This window comes from Dehalobacter sp. CP (genome assembly GCF_047652685.1).
GTDB lineage: Bacteria > Bacillota > Desulfitobacteriia > Desulfitobacteriales > Syntrophobotulaceae > Dehalobacter.
Map to the genome: position 1 here is coordinate 197,795 of NZ_CP157399.1, position 25,058 is coordinate 222,852.

Sequence of the window (25,058 nt, forward strand, 5' to 3'; positions counted from 1 at the left end):
GAAGCACCTGAAATTGATGTACCCTGAAAAAATGAGATCAGTACAAGAATGTCTGACTCAAACGGCTGGCACCGGCCAGGATTTTATAAAGAAGAGAGGAGAAATGATTATGCGTCAGATAGCGATTTACGGAAAAGGGGGTATTGGCAAGTCCACTACCACGCAAAATACGGTGGCAGCCTTAGCCGAAATGGGAAAGAAAATTATGATTGTCGGCTGCGATCCCAAAGCGGACTCGACAAGACTCATCTTAAATATTAAAGCGCAGACCACCGTTATGGATATGGCCAGAGACAAGGGATCGGTTGAAGACATTGAACTTGATGATATTCTCTATAGGGGATACGGAGATGTACGCTGCGCTGAATCCGGCGGCCCTGAACCTGGCGTCGGCTGTGCAGGACGCGGTGTTATCACGGCGATTAATTTTCTTGAAGAGAATGGAGCCTATACACCTGAGTTGGATTACGTTTTTTATGACGTTTTGGGCGACGTTGTTTGCGGCGGATTTGCGATGCCGATCAGGGAAAATAAGGCCCAGGAAATCTACATTGTTTGTTCCGGCGAGATGATGGCGATGTACGCGGCCAATAACATTTCCAAAGGGATTTTGAAATATGCCACTTCCGGCGGCGTCCGCTTGGGAGGACTCATCTGTAACAGCCGTAACACCGACAAGGAATATGAACTGATTGATGCCTTAGCAAAACGCCTGGGTACGCAACTGATTCATTTTGTTCCGCGGGATAATGAGGTTCAGAGGGCGGAGCTTCGCCGCCAAACAGTCATCCAATATAACGATAAGCATCCGCAGGCAGATGAATACAGGGCTTTAGCCAAAAAAATCGACGAGAACAAGAATCTGGTAGTCCCGACGCCTTTGACGATGGATGAATTGGAAGAGCTGCTCATGGAGTTTGGAATTATCGAAGACGAAGAAACAGCGGCAGCAAAACTGGGATAAGGCCGTAGCCGGAGTTGGAGAAGCATCTGATTTGAACGACAGAATGATGAGAATAAGGATGAAATCATCAGGAAGATGAAGGCAGATGAATAAACGTTATCAATTAATTAAGATAAAGCGGAGGTGATCGCGGTGGGAGAAAGACCAAACGCTGCTATGCTCGAAGAAGTTTTAGCGGTATATCCTGAAAAGGCGCAAAAGCTTAGAGCCAAACACATTGCTATCAAAGAAGAAGGATGTTCCTGCGCTATCAAGTCCAATGTCAAATGCATTCCGGGGCTGATGACAGCCCGCGGCTGTGCTTATGCCGGGGCTAAAGGCGTTGTATGGGGACCGATCAGAGACATGATTCATATTTCCCACGGCCCGATCGGCTGCGGTTATTATTCCTGGGGGATGCGGCGCAACCTGACGCAAGGGGTTGTCGGGGTGGAAACTTTTTCGCCGATGATGTTTTCCTCGGACTTTTCTGAAAGCAACATCGTTTATGGCGGGGACAAAAAGTTGGCCCAAGTCATGAAAGAGGCCAAAGAATTATTTCCGACAGTTCAGGGTATTTCCATCTGTTCTGAATGTCCTGTCGGTCTCATCGGCGACGATATTGAAAGCGTTGCCAAGAAATCAGCCAAAGAGTTGGATCTGCCGATTGTTCCGGTCCGCTGCGAGGGTTTCCGCGGCATCAGTCAGTCTCTGGGCCACCATATTGCCAACGATGCCGTCAGGGATTACTTGCTCGGCAAGCGGGAACGTCCCGAGGAAGTCGGCCCTTATGATGTTTCCCTAATCGGCGACTATAATATTGGCGGTGATGCCTGGGCATCCAAGAAAATTCTCGAGGAAATGGGGCTTACCGTTAAGAATGTCTGGACGGGCGACGGTACGACGGAAGGCATGATGGCTGCGCATCAAGTAAAGTTGAATCTTATACACTGTTACCGCAGTATGAACTATATCTGCCGCCATATGGAAGAAACGTATGGGATACCCTGGATAGAATTCAATTTCTTCGGACCGACCAAAATTGCCGAATCCATCCGGGAAATTGCGGCGATGTTTGATGAGACAATCCAGAAAAAAGGAGAAGAGGTCATCGCCAAGTATCAGCCGATGATGCAGAAGGTCATTGATACGTACCGGCCGCGCCTGGAAGGCAAAAAGGTTATGTTGTATGTCGGAGGGCTGCGCCCCCGCCACACCATCGGCGCCTACGAAGACCTGGGAATGGAAGTCGTCGGCACAGGCTATGAATTTGCCCATAAGGACGACTATGACCGCACTTTCCCGGAGATGACCAATGAAACCGTGATCTACGATGATGCGACAGAACATGAACTGGATGAGTTCGTCAGGAGAATACGACCGGATCTGGTTGGTTCCGGTATTAAAGAAAAATATGTTTTTGAAAAAATGGGTGTACCGTTCCGTCAAATGCATTCCTGGGACTATTCAGGACCTTACCATGGTTATGATGGATTCCCGATCTTTGCACGTGATATGGATATGGCTGTGAACAGTCCGACCCGGTCCTTAACCAAAGCACCGTGGAACAAAGCGAAGGAGGTGTAAAAAATGAGCAAAGCTGAATCATGCCCAACAAGTAACTGTGCAACCACTTGCACGACATCATGTGCCCCCGCGGGAGATACTCAGGCCGTATTAGATTGGATGGCAACTGAAGAATACAAGGAAAAGAACTTTGCCAGGGAGGCTTTGGTCATTAACCCGGCGCGGACCTGCCAGCCATACGGCGCGATGCTCTGCGCGTTAGGAATTGAGGGGTGTCTGCCTTTTTTACACGGGTCGCAGGGATGCGCGGCATACTTCCGCTCTGCCTTGACGCGTCATGTCAGAGAACCGATTGCGATGGTCTCGGATTCAATGACGGAAGATGCCGCGGTATTCGGGGGTCAGGCAAACCTAATTGAAGGACTCAAAAATGCCTACGCCACTTATAAACCCTCCATCATTGGCATGTTTTCAAGTTGTATGGCGGAGGTTATCGGGGATGATATGAAATCCTTTATCATCAATGCCAGAACGCAGGGAGCGGTCCCGGAAGATTTTCCGATCGCTTATGCCAATACGCCCAGCTTTGTCGGTTCCCATATCACCGGATATGACAATATGCTGAAAGGTTTGCTCAATTCCCTGGCGGATACCCGCAATGGTAAATGGACCAATGGACGGCTCTACGTGGTCCCCGGTTTTGACCTTTACGCCGGGAATTTAAGAGAATACAAGCGGATGATTAAAGCCATGGGAATCTATATGACCATGCTGCCGGATCCGACTGAAACATTGGATTCACCCAATACCGGAGAATACAATATGTACCAGCCCGGCACGACCATGGCAGAACTTGCTGATGCGCTGAATGCCTCAGGTTTCTTATTCCTGCAAAAATATTCAACGACAGGGACGCAAAAGTTTGTGAAAAACGTCCAGAAGATTGCGACGGAGACCGTTACCATGCCGATTGGTGTACAGAACACCGATGCTTTCCTGATGACGCTGCAGCAGATGACCGGGAAAGCCATTCCGGCTGAACTGGAGGCGGAACGGGGACGGGCGGTTGACGCGGCCGTCGATGCGCATCAGTATATTCACGGCAAAAGATTTGCACTTTATGGGGACCCGGATCTGTTGCTTGGACTTGTCGGCTTCTTGATGGAAATTGGCGGAATGCCGGTTCATATTGTTTGCAGCAACGGCAATGACGCGTTTACCAAAGAAATGGAGGCCCTGCTGGCAACCAGCCAGTACGGCGCGGAAGGGAAAGTATACAGCGGCAAAGACCTTTGGCATATGCGTTCCTTATTGCTGACCGATCCGGTCGATATGCTGATCGGGGATACGCATGGCAAACAAATCGCCAAAGATGCCAAGGTGCCGTTGGCCCGTATCGGCTACTTCATGACGGACCGCGTTCACCTGCACCGCCAGCCGATCGTTGGCTACCAGGGAGCCATTAATCTGATTACCATGCTCGCTAACATATTTATTGATGAATATGACCGCAATTGTCCAAGTGAGCGCTTTGAAATGCTGAGATAAGGCCAGATAATTTAATGAGGGTTAGGGGTAGGGCACAACGCATTGGGGAAATGCCCTTTACCCCTCAATTGGAAGGAGGCGGGGAAATGTTTGTTGCTTTTGCGACGACGGGAGAAGAGAAAATTAATGCCCATTTTGGGATGGCAACAGATTTTGCTGTTTATGATATAGGCTCGGAAAGCTGTGAATTCAGTAAAATGCTCCATCTCCCGGAACAAGCGCAGGAAGATGATAAAGTTGAAATCCGGGCACAACTGCTGAAAGAATGTATCGTTGTCTATTGCACGCATATTGGAGGTCCGGCAGCAGCCCGTCTGGTTCAAAGCGGTATTCAGCCGCTGAAAGCACCGGAGGGAACACCGATTGCCCAGGAGCTGCAGCGTTTGCAGACAATGCTGAAAGAAACCCCTCCGCCCTGGCTGCGCAAACGTCTGATGGAAGAAATGAATCATAAGGAGGAATCATGCCAATGCCCTTTTACCAGGGATTAAACTATGGCGGTTCGGAATGGACGCCTCAATTTATTAAGGAAATCGATCAGGAGTTGTGTATCGGCTGTGGGCGTTGTGTCAAAGTATGTTCCCAGGCAGCATTGGGTTTTGGTAACCTGAATGATGATGAGGATGCTGACAGAATGCAGTCCAAAATTGATCAGAAAGAAAACTGTATCGGCTGTATGGCCTGCGGCAAGACCTGCGTCAAAAGAGCGATCAGCTTTGAGGCAAAAGCGATTTAGTTCTGTAAATTGAATATAACAAAAATATAAAAGTCATAAAAAATAAAAAAGCTGAGGCGAAAGAGATGGAGAGCAGGTCAAATCTGGCGATTGAAGAGAGAAAAGACTCTATTCAAACAAAGGGAGAACAAACACAACCATTTAAATGCAATACTGACAGTGTGGCAGGTTGTGTCAGCCAACGGGCATGTGTCTATTGCGGGGCCAGGGTTGTCCTTAATCCCATCACAGATGCAATTCACCTGGTGCATGGACCCATTGGTTGTGCAAGCTATACGTGGGATATCCGGGGTAGTTTAACAAGCGGAGCGGATCTATTCCGCTTCAGCTTCTCCACGGATCTGCAGGAAATGGATATCATCTTCGGCGGGGAAAAAAAATTAACCCGGGCAATTGATGATCTTGTGGCAAAGTATCATCCTCCATTAATGTTTGTTTATTCCACCTGTATTGTCGGCGTGATCGGGGATGATTTGGAGGCTGTCTGTAAAGCTGCATCCAAGCGGCATCGGATCCAAGTGATCCCAGTTCAGTCCAGCGGCTTCATCGGCAGCAAATCGGCCGGCTACAAAGCCGCGTGTGATGCTTTAATGAGGCTGATGGAACCGCCGCCAGGAGAAGAACTCGAGAAAGACAAAACCATTAACTATCTTGGGGAATTCAATCTGGCAGGGGAACTTTGGATCATTCAGAATTACCTGAAACGGATTGGCATTGAGCTCAATGTGGCGCTTACAGGTGATTCGAGTTACGATACTTTGAAATTGGCGACCAAGGCGTGTCTGAATATCGTTCAATGCGCCGGTTCGATGATATATACGGCCAATCAGATGAAAGAACGCTTTCATATTCCCTACATGAATATCTCTTTTATCGGCATCGAAGACACCTCCGAATCACTGCGCCGGATTGCCCGGACCTATCAGGATACCGAGATGATGCGCAGAACTGAGGAATTGATTCAAACGGAAACAGAGGCAATTGCTCCGAAAATCGCCTATTACCGCAGCAAGCTGCAAGGGAAAAAAGCGGCAATTTATGTCGGCGGCGGATTTAAGGCGATCTCCCTGATTAAGCAGTTCCGTGAACTTGGAATTGAGGTCGTGATGGTAGGTACGCAGACAGGGCGGGAGGAAGAGTATGAGACCATCAATGATCTCGTCAAGGAAGGGACCGTCATCATGGATGATACCAATCCTTCTGAACTTGAAAAATTCATCATCGAAAAAGAAGCGGACCTACTGGTAGGCGGTGTCAAAGAACGTCCCCTGGCCTATAAAATGGGGATTGCGTTTATCGATCACAATCATGACCGCAAACATCCTTTGAGCGGTTATGCCGGGGCTGCTAATTTTGCCGAGGAAGTTTACGCGACTGTATGCTCACCCGTCTGGGCATATCGGGAACGTTGTTTGTCCACGGGTGCAAAGGAGGAGAGGACATGAAAAATCAGAAGGAAAGTTACCGCAATGTCAGTGAGAACCCCTGCAATATGTGTATGCCTTTAGGCGGTATTATAGCTTTCAGGGGGATTGAGGGATCCATGACCCTTCTCCACGGTTCCCAGGGGTGTGCAACGTATATGCGCCGGACAATCTCAGAGCATTATGAAGAACCGATTGATGTCGCCTCTTCTTCCCTGAATGAAAAGGGGACTGTTTTCGGAGGCGAAGAAAACCTGAAGAAAGGTCTGGACAATGTCCGCTTGCTCTATGAACCTAAGATGATCGGTGTTCTAACCACCTGTCTGGCTGAAACCATCGGTGAAGATATCGGACGGATTACAAGCCGGTATTTAGAAGAAAGACAATTGACGGATGGTCTGCCGATCGTGAATGTTCCAACACCGGGATATGGCGGTTCCCATTCGGAGGGATATTGGCGTACTGTTTTTACGATTATTTCTTCTCTGGCTGAAGACAGGATGTCCCACGCCAAAATTAATGTAATTGTCCCGCATATCAGTACTGCCGATCTGCGCGAGATCAAACGAATGCTTCGACTGATGAATATTGATTTTATTTTACTGCCGGACTATGCGGATACGTTGGATGCACCTTATTCCAAACCTTACAAAAAAATACCTGACGGGGGAACGCGCCTGGAAGATATCCGGAAAATGCCGGGAGCAAAAGCTACCCTGGAAATCGGGCTGACGGTGGAGGATTCTCAATCGGCAGGAAAATATCTGGAGAATGAGTTTGGGGTACCTCTTTTCAGGGTTCCGCTGCCCGTAGGGATTGAAAGCACCGACCGATTCTTTAATACGCTGAAGCTTATCAGCGGGAAAGAAATCCCGGACGAGATATCCAGAGAAAGAGGCAGACTGCTCGACGGCATGTTTGATTCCCATAAGTATAACTTTGAAGGCAGGGCTGCTATTTTCGGTGAACCGGAACAAGTTTATGCCGTAACGAGGCTTTGTCTGGAGAATGGAATTCATCCGCTCGTTATAGCTACGGGCAGCCGGAGTAAAAAACTTGAACAGCTGCTGCATGCTGAATTTGCCAAAATTGACGGGAGTCCGGATAATCATCATGAAAAATACGAATTGATGAGTGATACCGACTTTGCCCATATTCTTGAAAAAAGCCGGGAAGTGAAGGTTAATCTTGCTGTTGGGCATTCCGAAGGCAAGATCTTGACAGAAAGGGCGGATATCCCGCTGGTCAGATACGGTTTTCCGGTCATTGACAGGGTTGGCGGCCAGAGAATTTTATCGGCAGGCTATCAGGGAAGCCTATGCTTTCTGGACCGGCTTACCAATACACTTTTAGAAAATAAGTATCGAAATTACCGTAGCGAGATGTACCAAAAATATTATCAGATATATAAATGAAGGTCAGGTGAATAATATGCGTAACTTTTATGATAAAACAACTACACATCCGTGTTACTCCTCAAAGGCACAGCATAAATATGCTCGGATTCACTTGCCTGTTGCACCCGCTTGCAATATCAGCTGCAATTACTGCAGCCGTGAATATGACTGTGTCAATGAAAGCCGGCCGGGAGTAACCAGTGAGCTGCTTGCACCGGAAGATGCGCTGGACAGATATCAGATTGCCCGAAAAAAATTAAACAATTTGACGGTTGTCGGCATTGCCGGGCCGGGAGATGCTTTGGCGAACTGGGAAAACACCAGAAGGACACTGGAACTTATTTATGGGTATGAACAAGATGAAATAAGCGCTGTGGACAAAAATTCTAATAGCAATCCGGCACTGATGAGCAATGCGTTGAATTTTTGTTTGTCTACAAACGGCCTGCTTCTACCCGAACTTGCTAAAGAAATCGTGGCTTTAAATGTCCGGCATGTCACGGTTACTGTAAACAGTCTGGATCCGGTTATCGGAGCCCTAATTTATCACAGCGTAAACTACCGCGGGAAAACATATTACGGAACTGAAGGTGCTGAGCTTCTTATCCGGAATCAGCTGGAAGGAATTAAACAGCTTGTGGAATACGGCGTCCTGGTCAAAATAAATATTGTGATGATCGAAGGAATTAATGACGATCATGTCCCTGAGGTTGTCAAGAAAATGAAAGAACTAGGAGTCTTCACCACCAACATTATGCCCTTTATTCCGGTTAAAGGAAGTCCGTTTGAAAACCGGACGGCAACGGATACGAAAAGCATCCTGAAAATGAGATTGCAATGCGGAAAGTTTATGCGGCAGATGTCTCATTGTAAACAATGCAGAGCCGATGCAGTCGGTATGCTTGGTAAGGACTGTTCCGGCGAATTGTTCAGAAGAAAGAATAAGTGCAGGATTCAGACTGAAGCCGGTTAAAAAGGAGGGGGAGCTATGGCCCATAAAATGACTGTTATGCTGGATAAAGAGGGTAAGACTGCCCTTCTGACGGATTTATGCAGAGCTGTTACTTTCGTAAGAAATGCGGGCGTTTGGAGCGAAGAAGTCGCTAAGGAATTTACTTTAAGCGGAATAACCTCCATGGAAGAATTGCGAGATAAGATTGCGGATCTGACCGCATTTATGGCGGATAGCAAAATTCTTGCGGCGGAAAAAATGGAGGGGATTGTTTTAAATATTCTCAAACAGAAAAAAATCAAAATCTGGGAAGTTAAAGGGCGCCCGCCGGAGTTTCTCGATAAGATTCTGCAGAACGAGGAAGAAGAGCTTATACAGGAGAAGGGTTTGTTGTTAAAAACGGCGGCTGAAAATGAAGATAAACGTTTCATCCGGGAAATATCCTCAGGTCATTATGTTGTTTCACTTGAAGAGATTCAGGAGAATCATTTGCAGGTTACGACGAAGCAGGTTCTTTTGCCGTTTCTCCGGCAGAAAAAATTCCGGGTATTAGAGGTCATCTGCAATCATATTCCCCAGTGGCTTGAGCCTGAACTGATAGCCTGCAGATGCAGCCTGCAAATATGCAGGCAAGATGAGGGGCGCGTAGAGCTCATCGTTACACCTGCTTTGACCTGAAAGGAGAAAACAAGGTGAGGAAGATCGACTTATTCGATACAACTTTAAGAGACGGGGAACAATCACTGGAAGCGACGATGGACAGCTCTCAGAAATTAGAGATTGCCAGACAGCTGGTCAGGCTTGGCGTCGATGTCATCGAAGTAGGATTTCCGGCTTCTTCGCCGAATGACTTTCAATCTGTCCGAAGAATCAGTCAGGAAATCCGGGGAGCTATTGTCTGCGGCCTGGCAAGGTGCGTGCAAAGAGATATCGATCTTTGTGCTGACGCCATGTTGGGGAGCAAAAATACCCGAATTAACATCGGATTGGCCATATCACCCATTCATATGGACAAAAAGCTTGGGTTAAGACCCGATCAGGTTGTGGAGAAAGCAGTCTGGGCAGTCAAATATGCGGGGAAAACGTTTCATGAGGTGCAATTTTTCCTGGAAGACGCTTTGCGCGGTCAATTTGATTTTCTGGTGTGGATCATGGAAAGTGTGATCAAAGCTGGAGCTACTGTTGTTACAATTTCGGATACCGTGGGAGTCGGCATGCCCTGGAAGTACGGAGAATTAATTAGAAAGCTTAAAGAAACTGTTCAGCATATCGAAAGAGTCAAGTTGAGTGTTCACTGTCATAATGATCTAGGCCTGGCGACAGCAAACGCTATAACAGCTTTACTGGCCGGGGCAGACCAGGTGGAAGGTACGATTAACGGTATTGGCGAAAGAGCAGGAAACGCTTCGCTGGAGGAAATTATTATGGCCTTGTATCTGGAACAAAACGATTCTGGGATAACGACGGGAGCTGAAATCAGACAGATCTACGAGACCAGTAAAACGGTATCCAGAATTACCGGAATTCCACTTCCCCGCTACAAGGCAGTTGTCGGAACGAATATGTTTTCTCATGCTTCAGGCATTCATCAGGACGGAATTATCAAAGAAAAGCTGACCTACGAACCATTTGATCCTCAAATTATTGGCGCGCCTGCAGGAAAGATCGTTCTTACAGCCAGGTCGGGCCGGAATGCCTTAAAACACAAATTAAAAGAGCTTGGCTACGAATACTGCCAAGCAGAGCTGGATCAAATTTATAGCATTTTTATCCGAATGGCGGATAAGAAAAAGAGAACATTCAATGAGCATGATCTGATCCGTTTGGTTACATTATCATGACAAGTAGAAAAGACGATACTGTGACGAATAATGAATTTTAATGCTTTCTGCGCAGACATATCAATTGGGTGTGGTCCCAACCGATTTTTTTATAGAAGTTCAAAGCTGGTGTATTGGTTTTGTCAGCCAGTAACTGCAAACGAGTGGCACCCTTTTCGACTGCCCAATCTTCAATTGAAGAAAGCAGTTGTTTCCCAATCCCATTCCCCTGGTATTCCCGGTTGACAATTAAATCTTCAATTACGGCAACTTGTCCGCCCTCGGCAGTTGATATCAGCAGTTGGCATGTAACCATGCCAACGATTTTTTTGCCCAGTTCGGCAACCATAACACAGCGGTTCATGCTGTCATTCAGCATCATTTTTAAGCCGCTTTGTTGTCTTTCATCATTCGGTTCAAAATCTTGTTCTATAGAGAACAGGACGGTCAATAAGTCACTAAGATCAGGGATATCCTTATATTCCGCTTTTCTGATTGTGTAGTTATGTATCATAAAGTAAACTTCCTTAAGAGGTAGTGATATTTATTTCATTATAACATATATTTTACATCCGCCAGAACAATTACGTCCTGGGATCGGCAGCTTTCTCCGACTTCACACCGGTCACTGTAATGATGGAGAATGCCGGGCGAAGCACGATGCGAAGCGCAGACTTTTTGTTCCAAGGATGCAGCGATTTTATTGACAATGTCCTGATTGTCTACTATAGTAACGTTGAACTATTTTATCCAGAAATCAGACCATAGCAGAGGGTGGAGATTTTTATGCAGTTAGCTTCTCAGGACAGAGCGCCTATTTATGAAGCCCTTCAGAAATATAAAGCGATGCGGATCGTGCCATTTGATGTACCGGGACATAAGCAAGGGAGAGGTAATCCGGAGCTAAGGGAGTTTCTCGGGGAAAAATGTCTTTCCGTTGATGTTAATGCCATGAAACCCCTGGATAATCTAGGACATCCTGTTTCGGTCATTAAAGAAGCGGAGGAGCTTGCTGCGGATGCTTTTGGCGCCTGCCATGCGTTTTTCATGGTTAATGGAACAACTTCGGCAGTCCAGGCGATGATCATGAGTGTCTGCAAAAGAGGCGATAAGATCATTATGCCGCGCAATGTCCATAAAAGTGCCATTAATGCGCTGATTATCAGCGGGGCGGTCCCGGTATACGTAAATCCCGGAGTCAATAACACGCTCGGCATACCTCTGGGGATGTCCATCAGTGATGTACAAAAAGCGATGGAGCAGCACCCGGATGCCAAGGCGATTTTCGTTAATAACCCAACCTATTATGGCATATGCTCAGACCTGAAGACCATCACCGAGCTTGCCCATCAAAATGGCATGTTTGTACTGGCTGATGAAGCACACGGGACCCATTTTTACTTTGGGGAAAACCTGCCGTTGAATGCGATGGCGGCCGGAGCGGATATGGCGGCGGTCAGTATGCATAAAACCGGCGGAAGCTTAAGTCAAAGTTCTTTCTTGCTGATCGGCAGCCGTTTGAATATTGGACATGTCCGGCAGATTATCAACCTGACTCAGACGACCAGCGCTTCTTACCTGCTTTTATCTTCTTTGGATATCTCCAGGCGTAATCTGGCGCTTGACGGGAAAAATATCTTTGCCAAGGTCGTTTCCTTAGCGGACTATGGACGGGATGAAATCAATAAAATTAGCGGATATTATGCTTTCTCGAAAGAATTAATCAATGGTGATTCGGTTTTTGATTTTGATACGACGAAGCTTGTTGTACATACCCGCGATATCGGGTTAGCCGGAGTTGAGGTTTATGATATACTCCGCGATCATTATGATATTCAGATCGAATTTGGTGACATCGGAAATATTTTAGCGATTATCTCTGTCGGTGACAGAGCGCTGGCTCTGGAACGCTTGGTTTCATCTTTGTCGGAGATTAAGAGGCTTTATATGCGGGATAAAACAGGTATGTTTGATCACGAGTACATTACGCCTGATGTTGCGATGGCTCCGCAGCAGGCTTTTTATTCCAACCAGCATTCTCTTCCTATCCGCCAAAGTGCAGGTCAAATCAGCGGTGAGTTTGTGATGGCCTATCCGCCGGGGATTCCGATTCTCGCACCGGGAGAACGGATTACTGAGGAAATTATTGATTACATTGTCTATGCCAAGAGCAAAGGAAGTTTTCTCACCGGGACGGAAGATATGTTTATTGAAAATATCAGGGTTGTGGGGGAATAAAGTATGGAACTATGGTATACGGAACAGCATACCCAAAATGTTCGCTTTACCATCAAAGTCGACGAGCAGCTCTACACTGGACAGAGTGAATACCAACGAATTGACGTCTTTAAGTCCAAGGAGTTCGGAACGTTCTTAACTTTGGACGGACTGATGATGGTGACAGAAAAGGATGAGTTTATTTATCATGATATGATTGTGCATGTCCCTATGGCAACGAATCCCGGGATTAAGAACGTCATGGTTATTGGTGCCGGAGACGGCGGTACCGTTAGGGAGCTCGCCCGTTATAAAACCATTGAGAACATCGATATGGTGGAAATCGATAAAATGGTGGTCGATGTTTGCCGGAAATATTTGCCTCAGACAGCTTGCAAGCTTGACGATCCGCGGGTGCATCTTCATTATGAAGACGGCCTGAGATTTGTACGCTCCAGGGAAAATACCTATGACCTTATCATTGTTGATTCCACCGACCCATTCGGTCCGGGGGAAGGGCTCTTTACCAGAGAGTTCTATGGCAACTGCTTTAAAGCTTTGAAAGAAGAAGGCATCCTGGTCAATCAGCATGAAAGTCCTTATTATAATGCGTATGCGCAAGCCATGCAAAGGGCCCATAAACGCATCCGGGAATATTTCCCGATTTGTAAGGTCTACCAGGCCCATATTCCGACCTATCCTTCAGGTCACTGGTTATTCGGTTTTGCTTCAAAAAAGTATGACCCGGTAATGGATGTCAAAGAAGAGGTCTGGAATCAGCTTGGGTTAAAAACCCGGTATTATAATACGGATATACACAAAGGAAGCTTTGCCCTTCCGACGTATGTGAAGAACCTCTTGACAGATACCGTGGAGTAAAAGCAGAGTGATATCAGCACGTGCACACTTTTCAGTAATGACATATTGCATAAATAATCGCCCTGGAGCTCAAGAGACTTCAGGGCGATTTAATTCTGACACTGCGTTTGGGTAATTCTGTGGACTAAAGACTAACTAAAATATATTTGGGCCTGTCTGCGTGCCACAATATCCGCGTGCCATGGATGGCACAATCCGAACAAAAGAGCCGCGCTTCGCCATCCAGGCTCCGCTCGTCGCGGAACTGTGGCACGCAGACTGATCAGAGGGTTATTCAAGCAGGTCTGCATGTCAGAATACAGCTCGTTATGTAGCTATTTTAAGAACGTCTTACTAGTACATCGATTCCAAAATAACGTTACTTCAAAAAAGTTTTCACTAACTCCAGATTAGGTCTCCGTAATGGATGGCCAGCGTCAAGCGGAGCATGGATTGCGTAGCGCGGCTGTTTGACGGCCACGGATGGCCTAATGTCGCGATGCCATGGATGGCAAGGAGCGACTCGCCAAGGAGGGCGCAACCTGCCGAAAGCGGCCATCCATTACGGAGACTGACCTGAGCAAGATAATGTAATATCGGCTGGAAAAGTAAGGTACAAGAACCATCCTTTGAAAATTTTCTGGTTTTAATTAACGGGAATTTGCGTTATGATGTAAATGCAAATAGTATAAAGGTCCTAAGAGAAAAGACCAAAGTCCCGGATAAATAGCCTATTAGTCCTATTAGCCCGAATGGTTTGCAGGATCGAGCCAAATCAGTTATTAAATTTTTCGTATTTTTAACACAATCACGACAAATTTTACCTAAAATATTCCAGAAACGATCAAAAAAAAAATAAAGGATATTAAATTATTTTCAAGAATTAATCAATCAAAAATATTTCCACAAAAAATAAAAAATGGGATAAAAAGGAATCATGGACAAGATCAATTGGTATAAGGATAATTGGAGACAAAAACTTTTTCTGTTTAATGCCTGTATAATCGGAGCTTTTGTTATTGTCTATTTGTTTATTGGGGATAATGATAAGCTTTTCTTTTGGCTGCCAATCATTATTATTTTGTTTATATTCTCCTTTACTTTAAATGTGGGGATGCATAAGGAGATTCATAAAAAACGAATGGTTGAAAATGCCCTGAAGCAAAGTGAAGCGTTGTACCGTGGGGTAATAAATAATGCAGCCGCAGGAATTGCCTTGCTGAACCAGGATGGGCATTATCATTACGTAAATGCGACCCTGTGCCGGATGACTGGTTTCTCACAGGAAGAGTTAATAAGGTTAACCTTTTTTGATTCGATTGTGCCTGAGGACCGGCAGGAGAGCATCATACATTGCCGGGAAGTATGGGAAGGCAAATACGCGTGGAAGAAATGTGAGAAACAATTCCAATGCAAAGACGGACAGTCTTTATGGGCCGAAATCAATTTATCCACAGTTCGTGACAGCGGGGACAATGTCGTTCATCTAATCATGATTGTTCTGGACATAACTGTCAGGAAAAAGTTGGAAAAGGAATTGCTGCACCAGGCAACCACAGACTATCTGACAGGCATTGATAACAGGCTTGCCTTTATGCAAAAAGCGCAGGAGGAATTTTCGCGCTCGGAGAGATATAAGCGGAGTTTTACGATGCTTTTGATTGACATTGATAAATTTAAAAGTGTGAACGATCAGTATGGACATCTGGTCGGTGATCGGGTGCTAAAAGAGGTCGTCAAGGCTTTTAAGCTGGTTTTGCGTGAGATGGATATCCTGGCGCGGATCGGGGGAGAGGAATTCGCGGTAATTCCAGTAGAATCTGACCTTATGATGGCCCAAACTGTAGCCGAGAGAATCCAGCAGAAAGTCCTTGATGTCGTCATAGAAATGGAAAATAACGAAAAGATCCAGGTTTCTGTCAGCATCGGAATTGCTGAAAAGAAAGAACTGGACCTGAGTGTTGATGATATCTTTAAAAGAGCGGATGATGCACTTTACGAGGCTAAAAATACAGGCCGAAACAGGATTGTCGTAGGAAGCGAATTAGTTGAAGATATGGGAGTTTGTTATGGTAATTCATGATATAACGATCCCGCTTTTTCCGGGAATGGTTTCTTATCCCGGGGATCCGCCGTTTCAATCAGAACCGGTGTATTCCCTAGACAAGGATGGATATCGTCTTTCGATGCTTTCGATGGGCTCCCATTGTGGAACCCATCTTGATGCGCCGTCTCATTGCCTGACAGGAGGAGGATCTGTTGACAGGATTCCTCTGGAGTTGCTTATCGGAGCGGCCAGGGTAATCGAAGTGGCGGTTGCGGGGAGTATCCTGCCTGACCATCTGATCCCCAAAGGAATCCGCGAAGGGGACAGGATCTTGTTTAAAACCCGGAACTCAGGCCTTTTAAAGGACCCTATGTTTCAACCGGAGTATACTTATCTTTCTTCCGAAGCCGCTGAATACCTTGCAGCAAAAAAGGTACAATTGGTTGGGATCGATTACTTGTCCATTGATGATTCTACGAGCAGCGCTTATTCAAGTCATACCATTCTGCTTTCCGGAAACAGTGCAGTATTAGAAGGACTAGACTTATCTGAAGTTAATGAGGGAGATTACTTTCTTGTTGCACTGCCTCTAAAAATAAGAGACTGCGACGGCAGTCCCGTAAGAGCGGTTTTAATTGAAGGAATGAATCCATAAACAATCAATTAGGGAGAAAGATGTTCGAGCCCCTGGGTCAGTATCCGATAAACATGATCGTCACTCAAAGAATAAACACTTGTCTTACCGGCCCGGCGTACCTTGACTAATTTATATTGCCGGAGAATTCTTAATTGGTGGGAGACGGCCGATTGGCTCATACTTAAAATTTCTGCCAGTTCATTCACATACAGCTCATGATCCAGTAGTGCAAAAAGGATACGTATTCTGGAGAAATCCGCAAATACCTTATAAAAGTCTGCCAGTTCCAGGGATAGTTCTATACCTGGAATATGTTTTTGGGGCTGTTCCGGGACAGGTGCGTGAAATACAGACATTTTAACGGCCTCCTAAAGCAAAATATAATCAAAACTGTACATATGCGCATATATGCATATGTACGTATTTATAATACTAAGTATTGTTGGGGGCTGTCAATACATTCAGGCTGGATACTTACAGTTCCTTGCCTAGTATACCGTTCTCTAAATAACTAGACATTAAAACCTTCATAGCAGGGTCTGTGTGCCTCAGTTCCAGCGTAAGCGGAGCATGGATGCGGAGCGCGGCTGTTTGACGGCCACGGAGGGCCTAATGTCGCTGCCATGGATGGCAAAGAGCGACTCGCCATGGAGGGCGCTATCTGCCGAGAGCGGAATGTGGCGCGCAGACTAGACCCAAATGAATATATTTGTCAAATTATTAAAAGATCAATGTACTAGACCCCAAAAAAATCATTTGAATCTCCCTGATTTGAATAAACTGTTGAAGCTATCCCTGAACTGCGTAAACAACAGCCCTCCGAGGAAGATCAGCCCAGCGAATCCGATTAAAGGATATATGGCAGAGACTGCCGCGGAAAAACCGTACCGGGCAGCGATAATTGCACCGATGGAAGCAAGGCTCGCGCCAAGAATCCTTTGCTTGTTGTCGTAGGCAATCCTGGCTGTAAAGCCGTAGAGTATGCTTACGGCAGTGGTATAGATCTCCAAAAGCAAAATGAGCCCGTAAGCATAGCCTACCAGGGGATTCAGTCTGGTAGCGAGAAATACCATGGGAACCTGAAAAGGAAGAATTTCCGGAGACCCGCAGATGATTGCCAGATTAATTGCCAGAATCCCAGCACCTAACCCTAGACCACCCAGCAGGCCACCCCAAACAAGACTCTTTTTACTCCGGCCTTCCACACCTAAGGGAGACAAGATAGCCACAGACAGTACAATATTGTAAGAAACATAGAGTATGGCTGCCGTGGGCCAATGGGATGCTGCCGGAGATTCTAGCGATTCGAGCAATGCAATTTTGGATGGTGTGATTGGATCGAGGACAATCGAGATTATGGCAACACTGAAGACGGCAAGGAGCAGAAAAGGTACGACAAAACCAATGGCTCGTATGACGTTTCTGACCCCGGAAATGACGGTGAGAAACGCAAGCAGAATAACGGTAATACTGCCCAGAAGCGGGGAAAAGCCAAGCTGCTCTTCAACAACAGCGCCGGATCCTGCCGCCATGACGATCAGGACACCCAAGAAGCTCAAGGTAATAAACCAATCCATCAAAATGCCAAGAGGCTTCCCAAATGTGAATCTAACCAGTTCCAGGTGCGAATCGGCATTTTGTTCTCTGGATATCCGCATGATGAGAATCCCGAAATAACAAAACAAGACAGTGCACACGGCGATACCGGCAAAACCTTTCGTTCCAAATACAGTAAAAAATTGGAGAACCTCCTGTCCGGTCGCAAACCCTGCTCCGACAATTGTTCCGATGAAGGCGGCTGCAATTGAAACTGTGGAAAACTGTTTTGTATTTTTCATACTTCACCTGCTTTCCCTCTGAACCTAGGGTTCAAGGAACAATATCCTTAAAGATTATTATGTCAAATATCTCTGGAAATGAACTTCAACGCATGCAGAATAGGTAATAATGGTGTAGAATAATATAGGCACAAAGGAATTAATTTGAATGCTTATGGGGGGTAAAAATGTCACCGGAAAAGAAAAAAATATATGCTGTCATCATCATTGCTGTTTTTTGCCTGATTATTGTCACGGGGATAGGAAATTTCCGAGCCAAACAGCTCGCACTAGATTTGGCAGGCCAACGGGTCAGCAACACGCTTACTCTGGCCGTGGCTGATTTTGATAACGAAAAACTTCAGGAGCTTATTCAAACGCAGAATCAGCAGAATGCTTATTACGGAGAACTTCAGGCGAAGCTGATGCAGTTAAAGACAGAGCACCAGCTCGAAAATATTTACATGTTATACAAGGATGAGCAGAATAAGGCCTGGTTTTACGTTGTCGATGCGAGGGCCGAGGATGACCCGGCACATTTATCTTTGGGACAATTGGAGAACAACGCCTCGTCGGCAGTAGAGAACACGCTGAAGGGCAAAGTTGTCCAGGGAGAATATCACACGACTTCACTGGGGACATTCGTATCGAGTTACCAGGAAGTGAAGGATGCCGGCGGAAAGACGTATGCTGTTCTGGCAGGGGATATCGATGTTAAGAATGTGACAGAATTCCTGTACTTAACCAGATATGTACAATTCGGGATCATGGCGGTTAGTTTGCTGCTGATTGGCCTTATCGTTTATTTAAGCGGCAGAAATAATATTAATTAGACAAGAAACAATGTAATCCTAACCAATATAAGATTATATAAGAATAGATAAGAATAAGAAAATTCCTTACCGGAAATATTAGGAAGGATGATGCATATATTTCCAGGGGGGGATTTTTCTTTTGAATGATTATTATTTGGAAGTTGGAACTTCTGATTATAAAGAAGAGCTTTCTCAAGCAGTGCACGATTTGTACCATAAAGACGGGCTGCCGATTGAAATATCTGAAGTCTGCCGTGAGCCAAACTATCTGGTCAGCTTCATTTATGCTAATTTGAAGGAGAAAAATGTCCGAAATGAGCTTACCGTCAAAATCGTTCAGTACTATATTGCCCATGCGCTGGGAAGCGTTGTTCTTCAGGGATGGGAAGAACGTTATATCAGAAAAAAATTAAAAAATGACTACAACATGTTCGGGAGCGAAATGGACGAGGCTTATCCAAAGGTTGCCGGATATCTGAATGACCAGGCAGAGACTGGTTTTCTTCGGCTTAGAAACAGAATCCTGGTAAAGTCCATTCTGGAATTTTTGAATGACCATCAAAGAATTGATCTGGAAGGATTTATGAATTTCAGATCGGGTCAATATAAGAGAGAATTAAAGAAACAGATTGCGCGTGCTGTGAATGTTTATGCCCTTCAGCAGGAGCATGAAAGCTTTGTACGACTCCTGAAAAGATTTTTTGAATCCCAGCGGGATAACAAAAATACGATGCATATGGTCATCAATCACAAAGATGAAGTGGCATTTTACGATGACAAGCATTCCGTTCTGATAAATTCCGGTGCTGAAAGCGAAGATCATCCCATCAGTGTTTTGCTGAAACGTTCTCCGAATCACCTGATCGTTCATGTTGCAGCAGAAAAACAGTCTGGAATCGCCCAGATTGTTCAGGAAGTTTTTGGTGATAAGATGACCTATTGCCGGGGATGCAGCCTATGTAAAGAGAACTGATTGACAACATACTTTAAGTGGTATAATCTAAGACTATAGAAAGAAATAATGAAGGCACGATGAAGAGGACAGTATCCTAATCGTTCGCATTTAGAGAGAAATGCCCTGGGCTGTGAGCATTTTTGCGATGTTTGGGAAAAGACCGCCTCCGAGTTCCTCGCCGAACATAATTTGCGTAGGCTGGACGTTTATCCGCGTTAAGGATTCCAAGGAAAATCAGCTGCCGGTATAGTAGGCGGTCGTATTTTTGAATTTGGGTGGAACCACGGGTTTCTATCGCTCTCGTCCCATAGGAAGGACGGGAGCTTTTTAGCGTTGATGCCAAAGAATTTAAAGAATGATGAATAAATGATGAATAATGAATAAGAACAGGGAGTGATAGGATCATGTTAAATGTAACCTTAAAGGATGGTTCGGTTCGTCAAGTGGAACAGGGTTCAACGGTTCTGGAATTGGCTGCTTCTATTTCTCAGGGTCTGGCCAGGGTGGCGGTTGCAGGCAAGGTGGACGGGGAGGTTAAAGACCTCTCGTTTCCGATAGAAGATCATGCTAACGTAGAAATACTTACGCTTGATAATGAAGAGGGGCTGGAAGTAATGCGCCATTCAGCTTCCCACCTTTTGGCTCAGGCTGTGAAGAATCTTTTCCAGGGAACCATTCTGGGTATCGGTCCTGCGATTGCCAATGGTTTTTACTACGACTTTGACTCTGAATACACTTTCACACCTGAGGATTTAGGCAAGATCGAAGAGGAGATGCGCAAACTGGCCAAGAACGATTATAAGTTTCAACGCCGTGAGGTTACCCGTGAAGAAGCGATTGACTATTTCCAAAATAAAGGGGAAAAATACAAAGTAGAATTGATTAATGATCTCCCCAAAGATGCCAGAATATCCATGTACACGCAGGGGGATTTTACAGACCTCTGTGCCGGACCGCATGTTCCCGGAACAAAGGTATTGAAGGCCTTCAAATTGCAGAGCCTCGCTGGTGCATACTGGCGCGGCAGCGAGAAGAACAAAATGCTTCAGAGAATTTACGGTTTAGCTTTTGCCAAGACCTCTGATCTTGAGGATTATTTATTTAAGCTGGAAGAAGCCAAAAGGCGTGACCACCGGAAGCTTGGGATGGAGCTTGACCTTTTCAGTCTGCACGATGAAGGTCCTGGCTTTCCGTTCTTTCATCCGAAGGGTATGGTCTTAAGGAATACGCTGGAAGATTTCTGGCGCAGAGAGCACCAGAAAAGAGGCTATGTTGAGATCAGAACGCCTATCATTTTGAATACAGCTCTCTGGCAGCAGTCCGGGCACTGGGATCATTATAAGGAAAACATGTATTTTACGAAAATAGACAATGAGGACTATGCCGTTAAACCGATGAACTGTCCCGGCGGTATGATTATGTACAAGACGAAACTGCGCAGCTATCGGGACCTGCCGATCCGCTGCGGAGAGCTAGGTCTTGTGCACAGGCATGAACTATCGGGTGCTCTGCATGGTTTGTTGAGAGTAAGAAATTTTACGCAGGATGATGCCCATATTTTTATGCTGCCGTCCCAGATCAAAGATGAGATCATTGGTGTCATTAATTTAGTTGATTATTTTTATAAAATATTTGGTTTTGCGTACCATGTTGAGCTTTCCACCCGGCCGGAGGATTCCATGGGCTCGGATCAGGATTGGGAAATGGCGACGAATGCCCTAAGAGATGCTTTAGAGGCCAAAGGGATGGATTACAAAATTAATCCTGGTGATGGAGCCTTCTACGGACCGAAAATTGATTTTCACCTGAAGGATTGTCTCGACAGAACGTGGCAGTGCGGAACCATCCAGTTGGATTTCCAGATGCCGGAGCGGTTCGACCTAACCTACATTGGGGAAGACGGAGATAAGCACCGTCCTGTTATGATCCACAGGGTTGTTTACGGAAGTATCGAGCGTTTTATTGCACTTCTGACCGAGCAGTACGCCGGCGCTTTCCCGGTTTGGCTTTCGCCTGAGCAGGTGCGCATTCTGCCGATCAGTGACAAGCACAGCGCCTATGCTGAAAAAGTCAAGGGGCTGCTTATGGATCGGGATATCCGCACCGCGCTTGATGAACGCCGGGAGAAAATCAACTATAAGATCAGGGAAGTACAGACCGATAAAATACCTTTTGCTTTGGTCGTCGGCGATAAAGAGGCTGAAGAGGGTACGGTATCTGTCCGCCGTTATGGAGAGCAGAAGACCAGCGTCATGGAATTGGAAGATTTTATTTGCTTGATTCAGGACGAAATAAGCACCAAAAAAATTCCGGCAGGCAATCAGGCTTGAACACTGGATTGACCAGCGGAAAACAATACAAATTCCGGAGAGTGGTGGGTTAAACTTGACTGAGAAAAAGAATTGGAATGAGTTAAAGCCAGGAGAGTCTTTGGTCGCATTTTTCCTGATTCGCAGGGTTGAAACGAAGACTACGGCTGGCGGAAACCGGTATCTTGATATCGTCCTGGGTGACGCCGGCGGGGAAATAACCGCAAGGATGTGGGACTGCAAGCAGGAAGATGAAACACTGTATCAAAGCAACATGCTTGTAAAGATCAAAGGCAGTATGGCGGAATGGCAAGGCAAGAAACAAGTTAAGATCGATAAAATCCGTGCAGTTGTTGAGGACGATCAAGTTGACATTAATGCGTTTATACCTGTGGCGCCGTATAGTCCAGAAGCAATGTACGCTGAGCTCCTGCAATACCTCGCCAGGATGGAGAATGTCAAACTAAGAGAAACAGTCCAGCTTCTCCTGACGGAAGCCGGAGAGAAACTGCTGATTCATCCGGCTGCTGTGCAGAATCATCATGCCTTAAGGTCGGGACTGCTGTATCATACGCTGACAATGCTTAAAGCTGGAGAAAAACTAGCGGATGTCTATACTTTCCTGGATAAGGATCTTCTTTATGCCGGGATTATGCTGCACGATGTTGCCAAGCTTGATGAAATTGATGCCAATGCCCTCGGGATCGCCACAGAGTATACAGTTGAGGGACAGCTGCTAGGTCATATTGTTCAAGGAATCAAGAAAATTGAAAAGGCTGCAGACAAAGTGGGTCTCGATGAGGAGACCAGTCTCCTTCTTCAGCATATGCTGCTTTCGCACCATTATGAGCCGGAATTTGGCAGTCCCAAGAGACCGATGTTTCCGGAGGCAGAAATCCTTCATTATCTGGATATCATTGACGCCAGGATGTTTGATATGGAGAAAGCCCTGAATGAAACCGAGCCGGGATATTTTACGGATAGGCTCTGGACGCTCAATAACAGAAGGTTATACAAGAGGTGAAGAAATGTCAAAAAGAAATGCAGTGAAAATATGGGGAAAGATGCTTTGTTTGCTTGTTATAGCCTTTTTGTTGCTGACTGGCTGCGGGATTCTGGGAGGCGGCGGTCAGGACGTACCTTCGGATGACTCGGGAAACTACGCGATCAAGGTCGGACTGATTACCGGCCAGGACGGAATCGAGGATATTTATTCTGAAAAAGCCTGGGAAGGGCTGCAAAAGGCACAACAGGAACTAAACGCCGGGATCGGCTATGTTAAGGTCAAGAATGATAAAGACTATCCGTCGGGGCTTGCCGAGCTTAAATCCCAGGACTGTCAGGTCATATTTACCATAGGTTCCGCTGCCATTCCGGCAACCCTGGAAGCGGCAGAAAAAAACCCTAAAATCACCTATGTCTGTCTGGACAGCACGATCGAGGGGACCATACCTGATAATGTTCTGGCCGTGTCCTATAGAGTAGAGGAAGCTGCTTTTCTGGCAGGGTATCTGGCGGCAAAAAGGACGGAAACAAATGTCGTTGGTGTTATCTTAGGGGACAATAAAGAAGCAGCGCAGCCTTACTTTTATGGTTTCAAGAGCGGAGTACGGTTCGTCAATCCCAACTGTGAGCTTTTGAAAGGAAATGCCGCTACTTTCACCAATAAGACCAGGGTCGAAGAAATGGCGGAAGCGATGGTCAATTCTGATGCCGATGTTATTTTTCATAGCGCAGGTCTGGCAGGAAAAGCAATGATTGAAGTTATGGAGGAAAAAGGCAAGTATGCGATAGGCGCCGACATTGATCAAAATGGTCTGGCACCTGAGACTGTCCTTACTTCAGTTATCAAAGAAAACGGCGAGGTCGCTTACAGCATCATCAAACAAATTGAAGAGAACACCTTGGCGTCCGGTAAAAATGTATCGTATGGCTTAGCAGAGAATGCCGTCGGTTTGGCAGAGACAACTGAATCTATGGTTTCGGAAGAAACCTATACCAAAATAAATGAATATAAGCAAAAAATTATTGACGGAAAGATCACGGTTCCGGCCAATGAAAATGAAACATTTAAAATCACATATTAGATGATTGACATTGAACGCTGAACTATGTATAATATTCATGCCAAGTAGAAGCCATCCGCTTCTCACCTCATGACGTAATGCCGATGAGGTCCTAGTGAGTTTTCCAGCAGGATTATGCTCATTTTGTATGATGAAGACGGGTGGAATACCGTCTTTATTTTTTTTATACTCTTTGGCTCGTTGTTAGCAAAAAAATTGGAGGTGATTCGCTATTAACAAAGATTTACGGATTAATGAAGAAATCCGGGCTCGGGAAGTTCGATTAGTAGGTGAAGAAGGAGAACAACTCGGGATCATTCCTATTAAAGATGCCTTGAGCGTCGCTGCTGAAAAAGCGCTTGATTTAGTGGAGATTGCTCCTGCTGCCAAACCACCGGTTTGTAAGGTGATGGATTATGGGAAATATAAATATGAGCAGGCGAAGCGTGATAAAGAAGCCCGTAAGAAGCAGAAGGTTGTTGAAATTAAAGAAGTCAAGCTCCGCCCGAATATTGAAGACCATGATTTTATGACCAAGGCGCGCAATGCCCAGCGCTTTTTAGGCGATGGCGATAAAGTTAAAGTTACCATCATGTTTAGAGGACGGGAGATAACACACCCAGACCATGGTAAAGTATTGTGTTTACGAATGGCTGAATTTCTTCGTGAAGAAGCTCTTGTCGAGCGTGAACCCAAAGTCGAAGGCCGCAATATGGTTATGATTTTAGCTCCTTCCGCACATAAACACGATTAAAATGAAAAGGGGGTTGTCATAAATGCCTAAAATGAAAACACATCGTGGAGCTGCCAAACGTATTAAGAAAACGGCTACCGGCAAAATTGTTTGTTATCATGCGTATAAAAGCCATATCCTGGAGAAGAAGTCGCCAAAGCGTAAACGGAATCTTCGCAAAGCGGCGGTTATGCATAGTACCGACGCGAAGCGTATTGCTCGTCTGATCGCTTATGTTAAATAAGAATATCACTTAA

At 45.7% G+C, this 25,058-nt stretch carries 24 protein-coding genes and 1 other annotated feature; of the genes, 21 read left to right on the forward strand and 3 right to left on the reverse strand.

Translation table 11 applies throughout. The features are described 5' to 3' along the window. Positions 1 to 103 precede the first annotated feature (103 nt). The 10 genes from nifH (at position 104) to AAH944_RS01015 (ending at position 10,368) form a co-directional block, all read left to right on the forward strand. Positions 104 to 964, forward strand: coding sequence for a nitrogenase iron protein (gene nifH, locus AAH944_RS00970; RefSeq protein ID WP_415535753.1), 861 nt, complete (start codon positions 104 to 106; stop codon positions 962 to 964). Between the two features lie 156 nt (positions 965 to 1,120). Beyond that, the gene (nifD, locus tag AAH944_RS00975) at positions 1,121 to 2,530 is read left to right on the forward strand and encodes a nitrogenase molybdenum-iron protein alpha chain (protein WP_415537718.1); all 1,410 of its coding nucleotides are present in this window, start codon (positions 1,121 to 1,123) and stop codon (positions 2,528 to 2,530) included. Positions 2,531 to 2,533: 3 nt separating this feature from the next. Continuing rightward, positions 2,534 to 4,018 carry a nitrogenase molybdenum-iron protein subunit beta gene (gene nifK / locus AAH944_RS00980; RefSeq protein WP_415535755.1) on the forward strand — a complete coding sequence of 495 codons (1,485 nt, stop codon included), beginning with the start codon at positions 2,534 to 2,536 and terminating at the stop codon, positions 4,016 to 4,018. An 86-nt stretch (positions 4,019 to 4,104) separates the two neighbouring features. After that, complete coding sequence (gene nifX / locus AAH944_RS00985; RefSeq protein ID WP_415535757.1) at positions 4,105 to 4,509, forward strand: nitrogen fixation protein NifX; 405 nt, start codon at positions 4,105 to 4,107, stop codon at positions 4,507 to 4,509. After that, on the forward strand, positions 4,488 to 4,754 hold the full coding sequence (locus AAH944_RS00990; RefSeq protein WP_415535759.1) for a 4Fe-4S dicluster domain-containing protein: 267 nt from the start codon (positions 4,488 to 4,490) through the stop codon (positions 4,752 to 4,754). The genes nifX and AAH944_RS00990 overlap by 22 nt, the downstream gene beginning before the upstream one ends. 65 nt (positions 4,755 to 4,819) lie before the next feature. Continuing rightward, positions 4,820 to 6,199 carry a nitrogenase iron-molybdenum cofactor biosynthesis protein NifE gene (gene nifE, locus AAH944_RS00995; protein ID WP_415535761.1) on the forward strand — a complete coding sequence of 460 codons (1,380 nt, stop codon included), beginning with the start codon at positions 4,820 to 4,822 and terminating at the stop codon, positions 6,197 to 6,199. After that, positions 6,196 to 7,593, forward strand: a complete 1,398-nt coding sequence (locus AAH944_RS01000; protein WP_415535763.1) for a nitrogenase component 1 — start codon at positions 6,196 to 6,198, stop codon at positions 7,591 to 7,593. The genes nifE and AAH944_RS01000 overlap by 4 nt, the downstream gene beginning before the upstream one ends. Before the next feature lie 16 nt (positions 7,594 to 7,609). Further along, a complete protein-coding gene (locus AAH944_RS01005; protein ID WP_415535765.1) occupies positions 7,610 to 8,548 on the forward strand; it encodes a radical SAM protein in 939 nt (312 codons plus the stop codon). Positions 8,549 to 8,563: 15 nt separating this feature from the next. After that, positions 8,564 to 9,205 carry a Fe-only nitrogenase accessory AnfO family protein gene (locus AAH944_RS01010; RefSeq protein ID WP_415535766.1) on the forward strand — a complete coding sequence of 214 codons (642 nt, stop codon included), beginning with the start codon at positions 8,564 to 8,566 and terminating at the stop codon, positions 9,203 to 9,205. A 14-nt stretch (positions 9,206 to 9,219) separates the two neighbouring features. After that, a complete protein-coding gene (locus tag AAH944_RS01015; RefSeq protein WP_415535768.1) occupies positions 9,220 to 10,368 on the forward strand; it encodes a 2-isopropylmalate synthase in 1,149 nt (382 codons plus the stop codon). Positions 10,369 to 10,405: 37 nt separating this feature from the next. Here the strand turns inward: AAH944_RS01015 and AAH944_RS01020 are convergent, their stop codons facing one another. Then, positions 10,406 to 10,861 (reverse strand): GNAT family N-acetyltransferase, encoded by a 456-nt coding sequence (locus tag AAH944_RS01020; RefSeq protein ID WP_415535770.1) that lies wholly within the window; start codon positions 10,859 to 10,861, stop codon positions 10,406 to 10,408. A gap of 272 nt (positions 10,862 to 11,133) precedes the next feature. Here AAH944_RS01020 and AAH944_RS01025 point away from each other — a divergent pair, with 272 nt between their 5' ends. The 4 genes from AAH944_RS01025 to AAH944_RS01040 all read left to right on the forward strand — a co-directional run bounded on the left by AAH944_RS01025 (position 11,134) and on the right by AAH944_RS01040 (position 16,124). After that, positions 11,134 to 12,585, forward strand: coding sequence for an aminotransferase class I/II-fold pyridoxal phosphate-dependent enzyme (locus tag AAH944_RS01025; RefSeq protein ID WP_415535772.1), 1,452 nt, complete (start codon positions 11,134 to 11,136; stop codon positions 12,583 to 12,585). A gap of 3 nt (positions 12,586 to 12,588) precedes the next feature. Then, on the forward strand, positions 12,589 to 13,443 hold the full coding sequence (speE, locus tag AAH944_RS01030) for a polyamine aminopropyltransferase (RefSeq protein ID WP_415535774.1): 855 nt from the start codon (positions 12,589 to 12,591) through the stop codon (positions 13,441 to 13,443). Between the two features lie 916 nt (positions 13,444 to 14,359). Then, a complete protein-coding gene (locus tag AAH944_RS01035; RefSeq protein ID WP_415535776.1) occupies positions 14,360 to 15,505 on the forward strand; it encodes a GGDEF domain-containing protein in 1,146 nt (381 codons plus the stop codon). Continuing rightward, positions 15,492 to 16,124 (forward strand): cyclase family protein, encoded by a 633-nt coding sequence (locus AAH944_RS01040; RefSeq protein WP_415535778.1) that lies wholly within the window; start codon positions 15,492 to 15,494, stop codon positions 16,122 to 16,124. Before AAH944_RS01035 ends, AAH944_RS01040 begins: the two co-directional genes overlap by 14 nt. Positions 16,125 to 16,132: 8 nt before the next feature. Here AAH944_RS01040 and AAH944_RS01045 read toward each other — a convergent pair whose 3' ends face one another. Further along, a complete protein-coding gene (locus tag AAH944_RS01045) occupies positions 16,133 to 16,462 on the reverse strand; it encodes an ArsR/SmtB family transcription factor (protein ID WP_415535780.1) in 330 nt (109 codons plus the stop codon). Between the two features lie 396 nt (positions 16,463 to 16,858). Next, positions 16,859 to 17,944, reverse strand: a complete 1,086-nt coding sequence (locus AAH944_RS01050) for a hypothetical protein (protein ID WP_415535782.1) — start codon at positions 17,942 to 17,944, stop codon at positions 16,859 to 16,861. Positions 17,945 to 18,111: 167 nt separating this feature from the next. Here AAH944_RS01050 and AAH944_RS01055 point away from each other — a divergent pair, with 167 nt between their 5' ends. The 7 genes from AAH944_RS01055 to rpmI all read left to right on the forward strand — a co-directional run bounded on the left by AAH944_RS01055 (position 18,112) and on the right by rpmI (position 25,045). Further along, entirely contained in the window at positions 18,112 to 18,756 is a 645-nt protein-coding gene (locus tag AAH944_RS01055) for a hypothetical protein (RefSeq protein WP_415535784.1), read from the forward strand. Positions 18,757 to 18,877: 121 nt separating this feature from the next. Continuing rightward, a complete protein-coding gene (locus tag AAH944_RS01060; RefSeq protein ID WP_415535786.1) occupies positions 18,878 to 19,711 on the forward strand; it encodes a putative sporulation protein YtxC in 834 nt (277 codons plus the stop codon). Between the two features lie 50 nt (positions 19,712 to 19,761). Then, positions 19,762 to 20,004: a binding site (T-box leader), on the forward strand. 93 nt (positions 20,005 to 20,097) lie between these two features. Further along, a complete protein-coding gene (thrS, locus tag AAH944_RS01065; RefSeq protein ID WP_415535788.1) occupies positions 20,098 to 22,023 on the forward strand; it encodes a threonine--tRNA ligase in 1,926 nt (641 codons plus the stop codon). A 100-nt stretch (positions 22,024 to 22,123) separates the two neighbouring features. Continuing rightward, a complete protein-coding gene (locus AAH944_RS01070) occupies positions 22,124 to 23,026 on the forward strand; it encodes a 3'-5' exoribonuclease YhaM family protein (RefSeq protein WP_415537720.1) in 903 nt (300 codons plus the stop codon). A 4-nt stretch (positions 23,027 to 23,030) separates the two neighbouring features. Beyond that, positions 23,031 to 24,089 carry a BMP family lipoprotein gene (locus AAH944_RS01075; RefSeq protein WP_415535791.1) on the forward strand — a complete coding sequence of 353 codons (1,059 nt, stop codon included), beginning with the start codon at positions 23,031 to 23,033 and terminating at the stop codon, positions 24,087 to 24,089. A 211-nt stretch (positions 24,090 to 24,300) separates the two neighbouring features. Beyond that, the gene (gene infC / locus AAH944_RS01080) at positions 24,301 to 24,822 is read left to right on the forward strand and encodes a translation initiation factor IF-3 (protein ID WP_415537722.1); all 522 of its coding nucleotides are present in this window, start codon (positions 24,301 to 24,303) and stop codon (positions 24,820 to 24,822) included. A gap of 22 nt (positions 24,823 to 24,844) precedes the next feature. Then, on the forward strand, positions 24,845 to 25,045 hold the full coding sequence (gene rpmI / locus AAH944_RS01085; protein ID WP_119776936.1) for a 50S ribosomal protein L35: 201 nt from the start codon (positions 24,845 to 24,847) through the stop codon (positions 25,043 to 25,045). Positions 25,046 to 25,058 lie beyond the last annotated feature (13 nt).

Bases quoted from the DNA above. Each gene is read 5' to 3' on its own strand.
- AAH944_RS01025 (WP_415535772.1), top strand. From the start codon at position 11,134: ATGCAGTTAGCTTCTCAGGACAGAGCGCCTATTTATGAAGCCCTTCAG.
- AAH944_RS01055 (WP_415535784.1), top strand. From the start codon at position 18,112: ATGTCACCGGAAAAGAAAAAAATATATGCTGTCATCATCATTGCTGTT.
- AAH944_RS01005 (WP_415535765.1), top strand. From the start codon at position 7,610: ATGCGTAACTTTTATGATAAAACAACTACACATCCGTGTTACTCCTCA.
- AAH944_RS01045 (WP_415535780.1), bottom strand. From the start codon at position 16,462: ATGTCTGTATTTCACGCACCTGTCCCGGAACAGCCCCAAAAACATATT.
- speE (WP_415535774.1), top strand. From the start codon at position 12,589: ATGGAACTATGGTATACGGAACAGCATACCCAAAATGTTCGCTTTACC.
- nifD (WP_415537718.1), top strand. From the start codon at position 1,121: ATGCTCGAAGAAGTTTTAGCGGTATATCCTGAAAAGGCGCAAAAGCTT.
- AAH944_RS01040 (WP_415535778.1), top strand. From the start codon at position 15,492: ATGGTAATTCATGATATAACGATCCCGCTTTTTCCGGGAATGGTTTCT.
- thrS (WP_415535788.1), top strand. From the start codon at position 20,098: ATGTTAAATGTAACCTTAAAGGATGGTTCGGTTCGTCAAGTGGAACAG.
- AAH944_RS01075 (WP_415535791.1), top strand. From the start codon at position 23,031: ATGTCAAAAAGAAATGCAGTGAAAATATGGGGAAAGATGCTTTGTTTG.
- AAH944_RS01050 (WP_415535782.1), bottom strand. From the start codon at position 17,944: ATGAAAAATACAAAACAGTTTTCCACAGTTTCAATTGCAGCCGCCTTC.
- AAH944_RS01035 (WP_415535776.1), top strand. From the start codon at position 14,360: ATGGACAAGATCAATTGGTATAAGGATAATTGGAGACAAAAACTTTTT.
- nifK (WP_415535755.1), top strand. From the start codon at position 2,534: ATGAGCAAAGCTGAATCATGCCCAACAAGTAACTGTGCAACCACTTGC.
- rpmI (WP_119776936.1), top strand. From the start codon at position 24,845: ATGCCTAAAATGAAAACACATCGTGGAGCTGCCAAACGTATTAAGAAA.
- nifX (WP_415535757.1), top strand. From the start codon at position 4,105: ATGTTTGTTGCTTTTGCGACGACGGGAGAAGAGAAAATTAATGCCCAT.
- AAH944_RS01020 (WP_415535770.1), bottom strand. From the start codon at position 10,861: ATGATACATAACTACACAATCAGAAAAGCGGAATATAAGGATATCCCT.
- nifE (WP_415535761.1), top strand. From the start codon at position 4,820: ATGGAGAGCAGGTCAAATCTGGCGATTGAAGAGAGAAAAGACTCTATT.
- AAH944_RS00990 (WP_415535759.1), top strand. From the start codon at position 4,488: ATGCCCTTTTACCAGGGATTAAACTATGGCGGTTCGGAATGGACGCCT.
- AAH944_RS01000 (WP_415535763.1), top strand. From the start codon at position 6,196: ATGAAAAATCAGAAGGAAAGTTACCGCAATGTCAGTGAGAACCCCTGC.
- nifH (WP_415535753.1), top strand. From the start codon at position 104: ATGATTATGCGTCAGATAGCGATTTACGGAAAAGGGGGTATTGGCAAG.
- AAH944_RS01010 (WP_415535766.1), top strand. From the start codon at position 8,564: ATGGCCCATAAAATGACTGTTATGCTGGATAAAGAGGGTAAGACTGCC.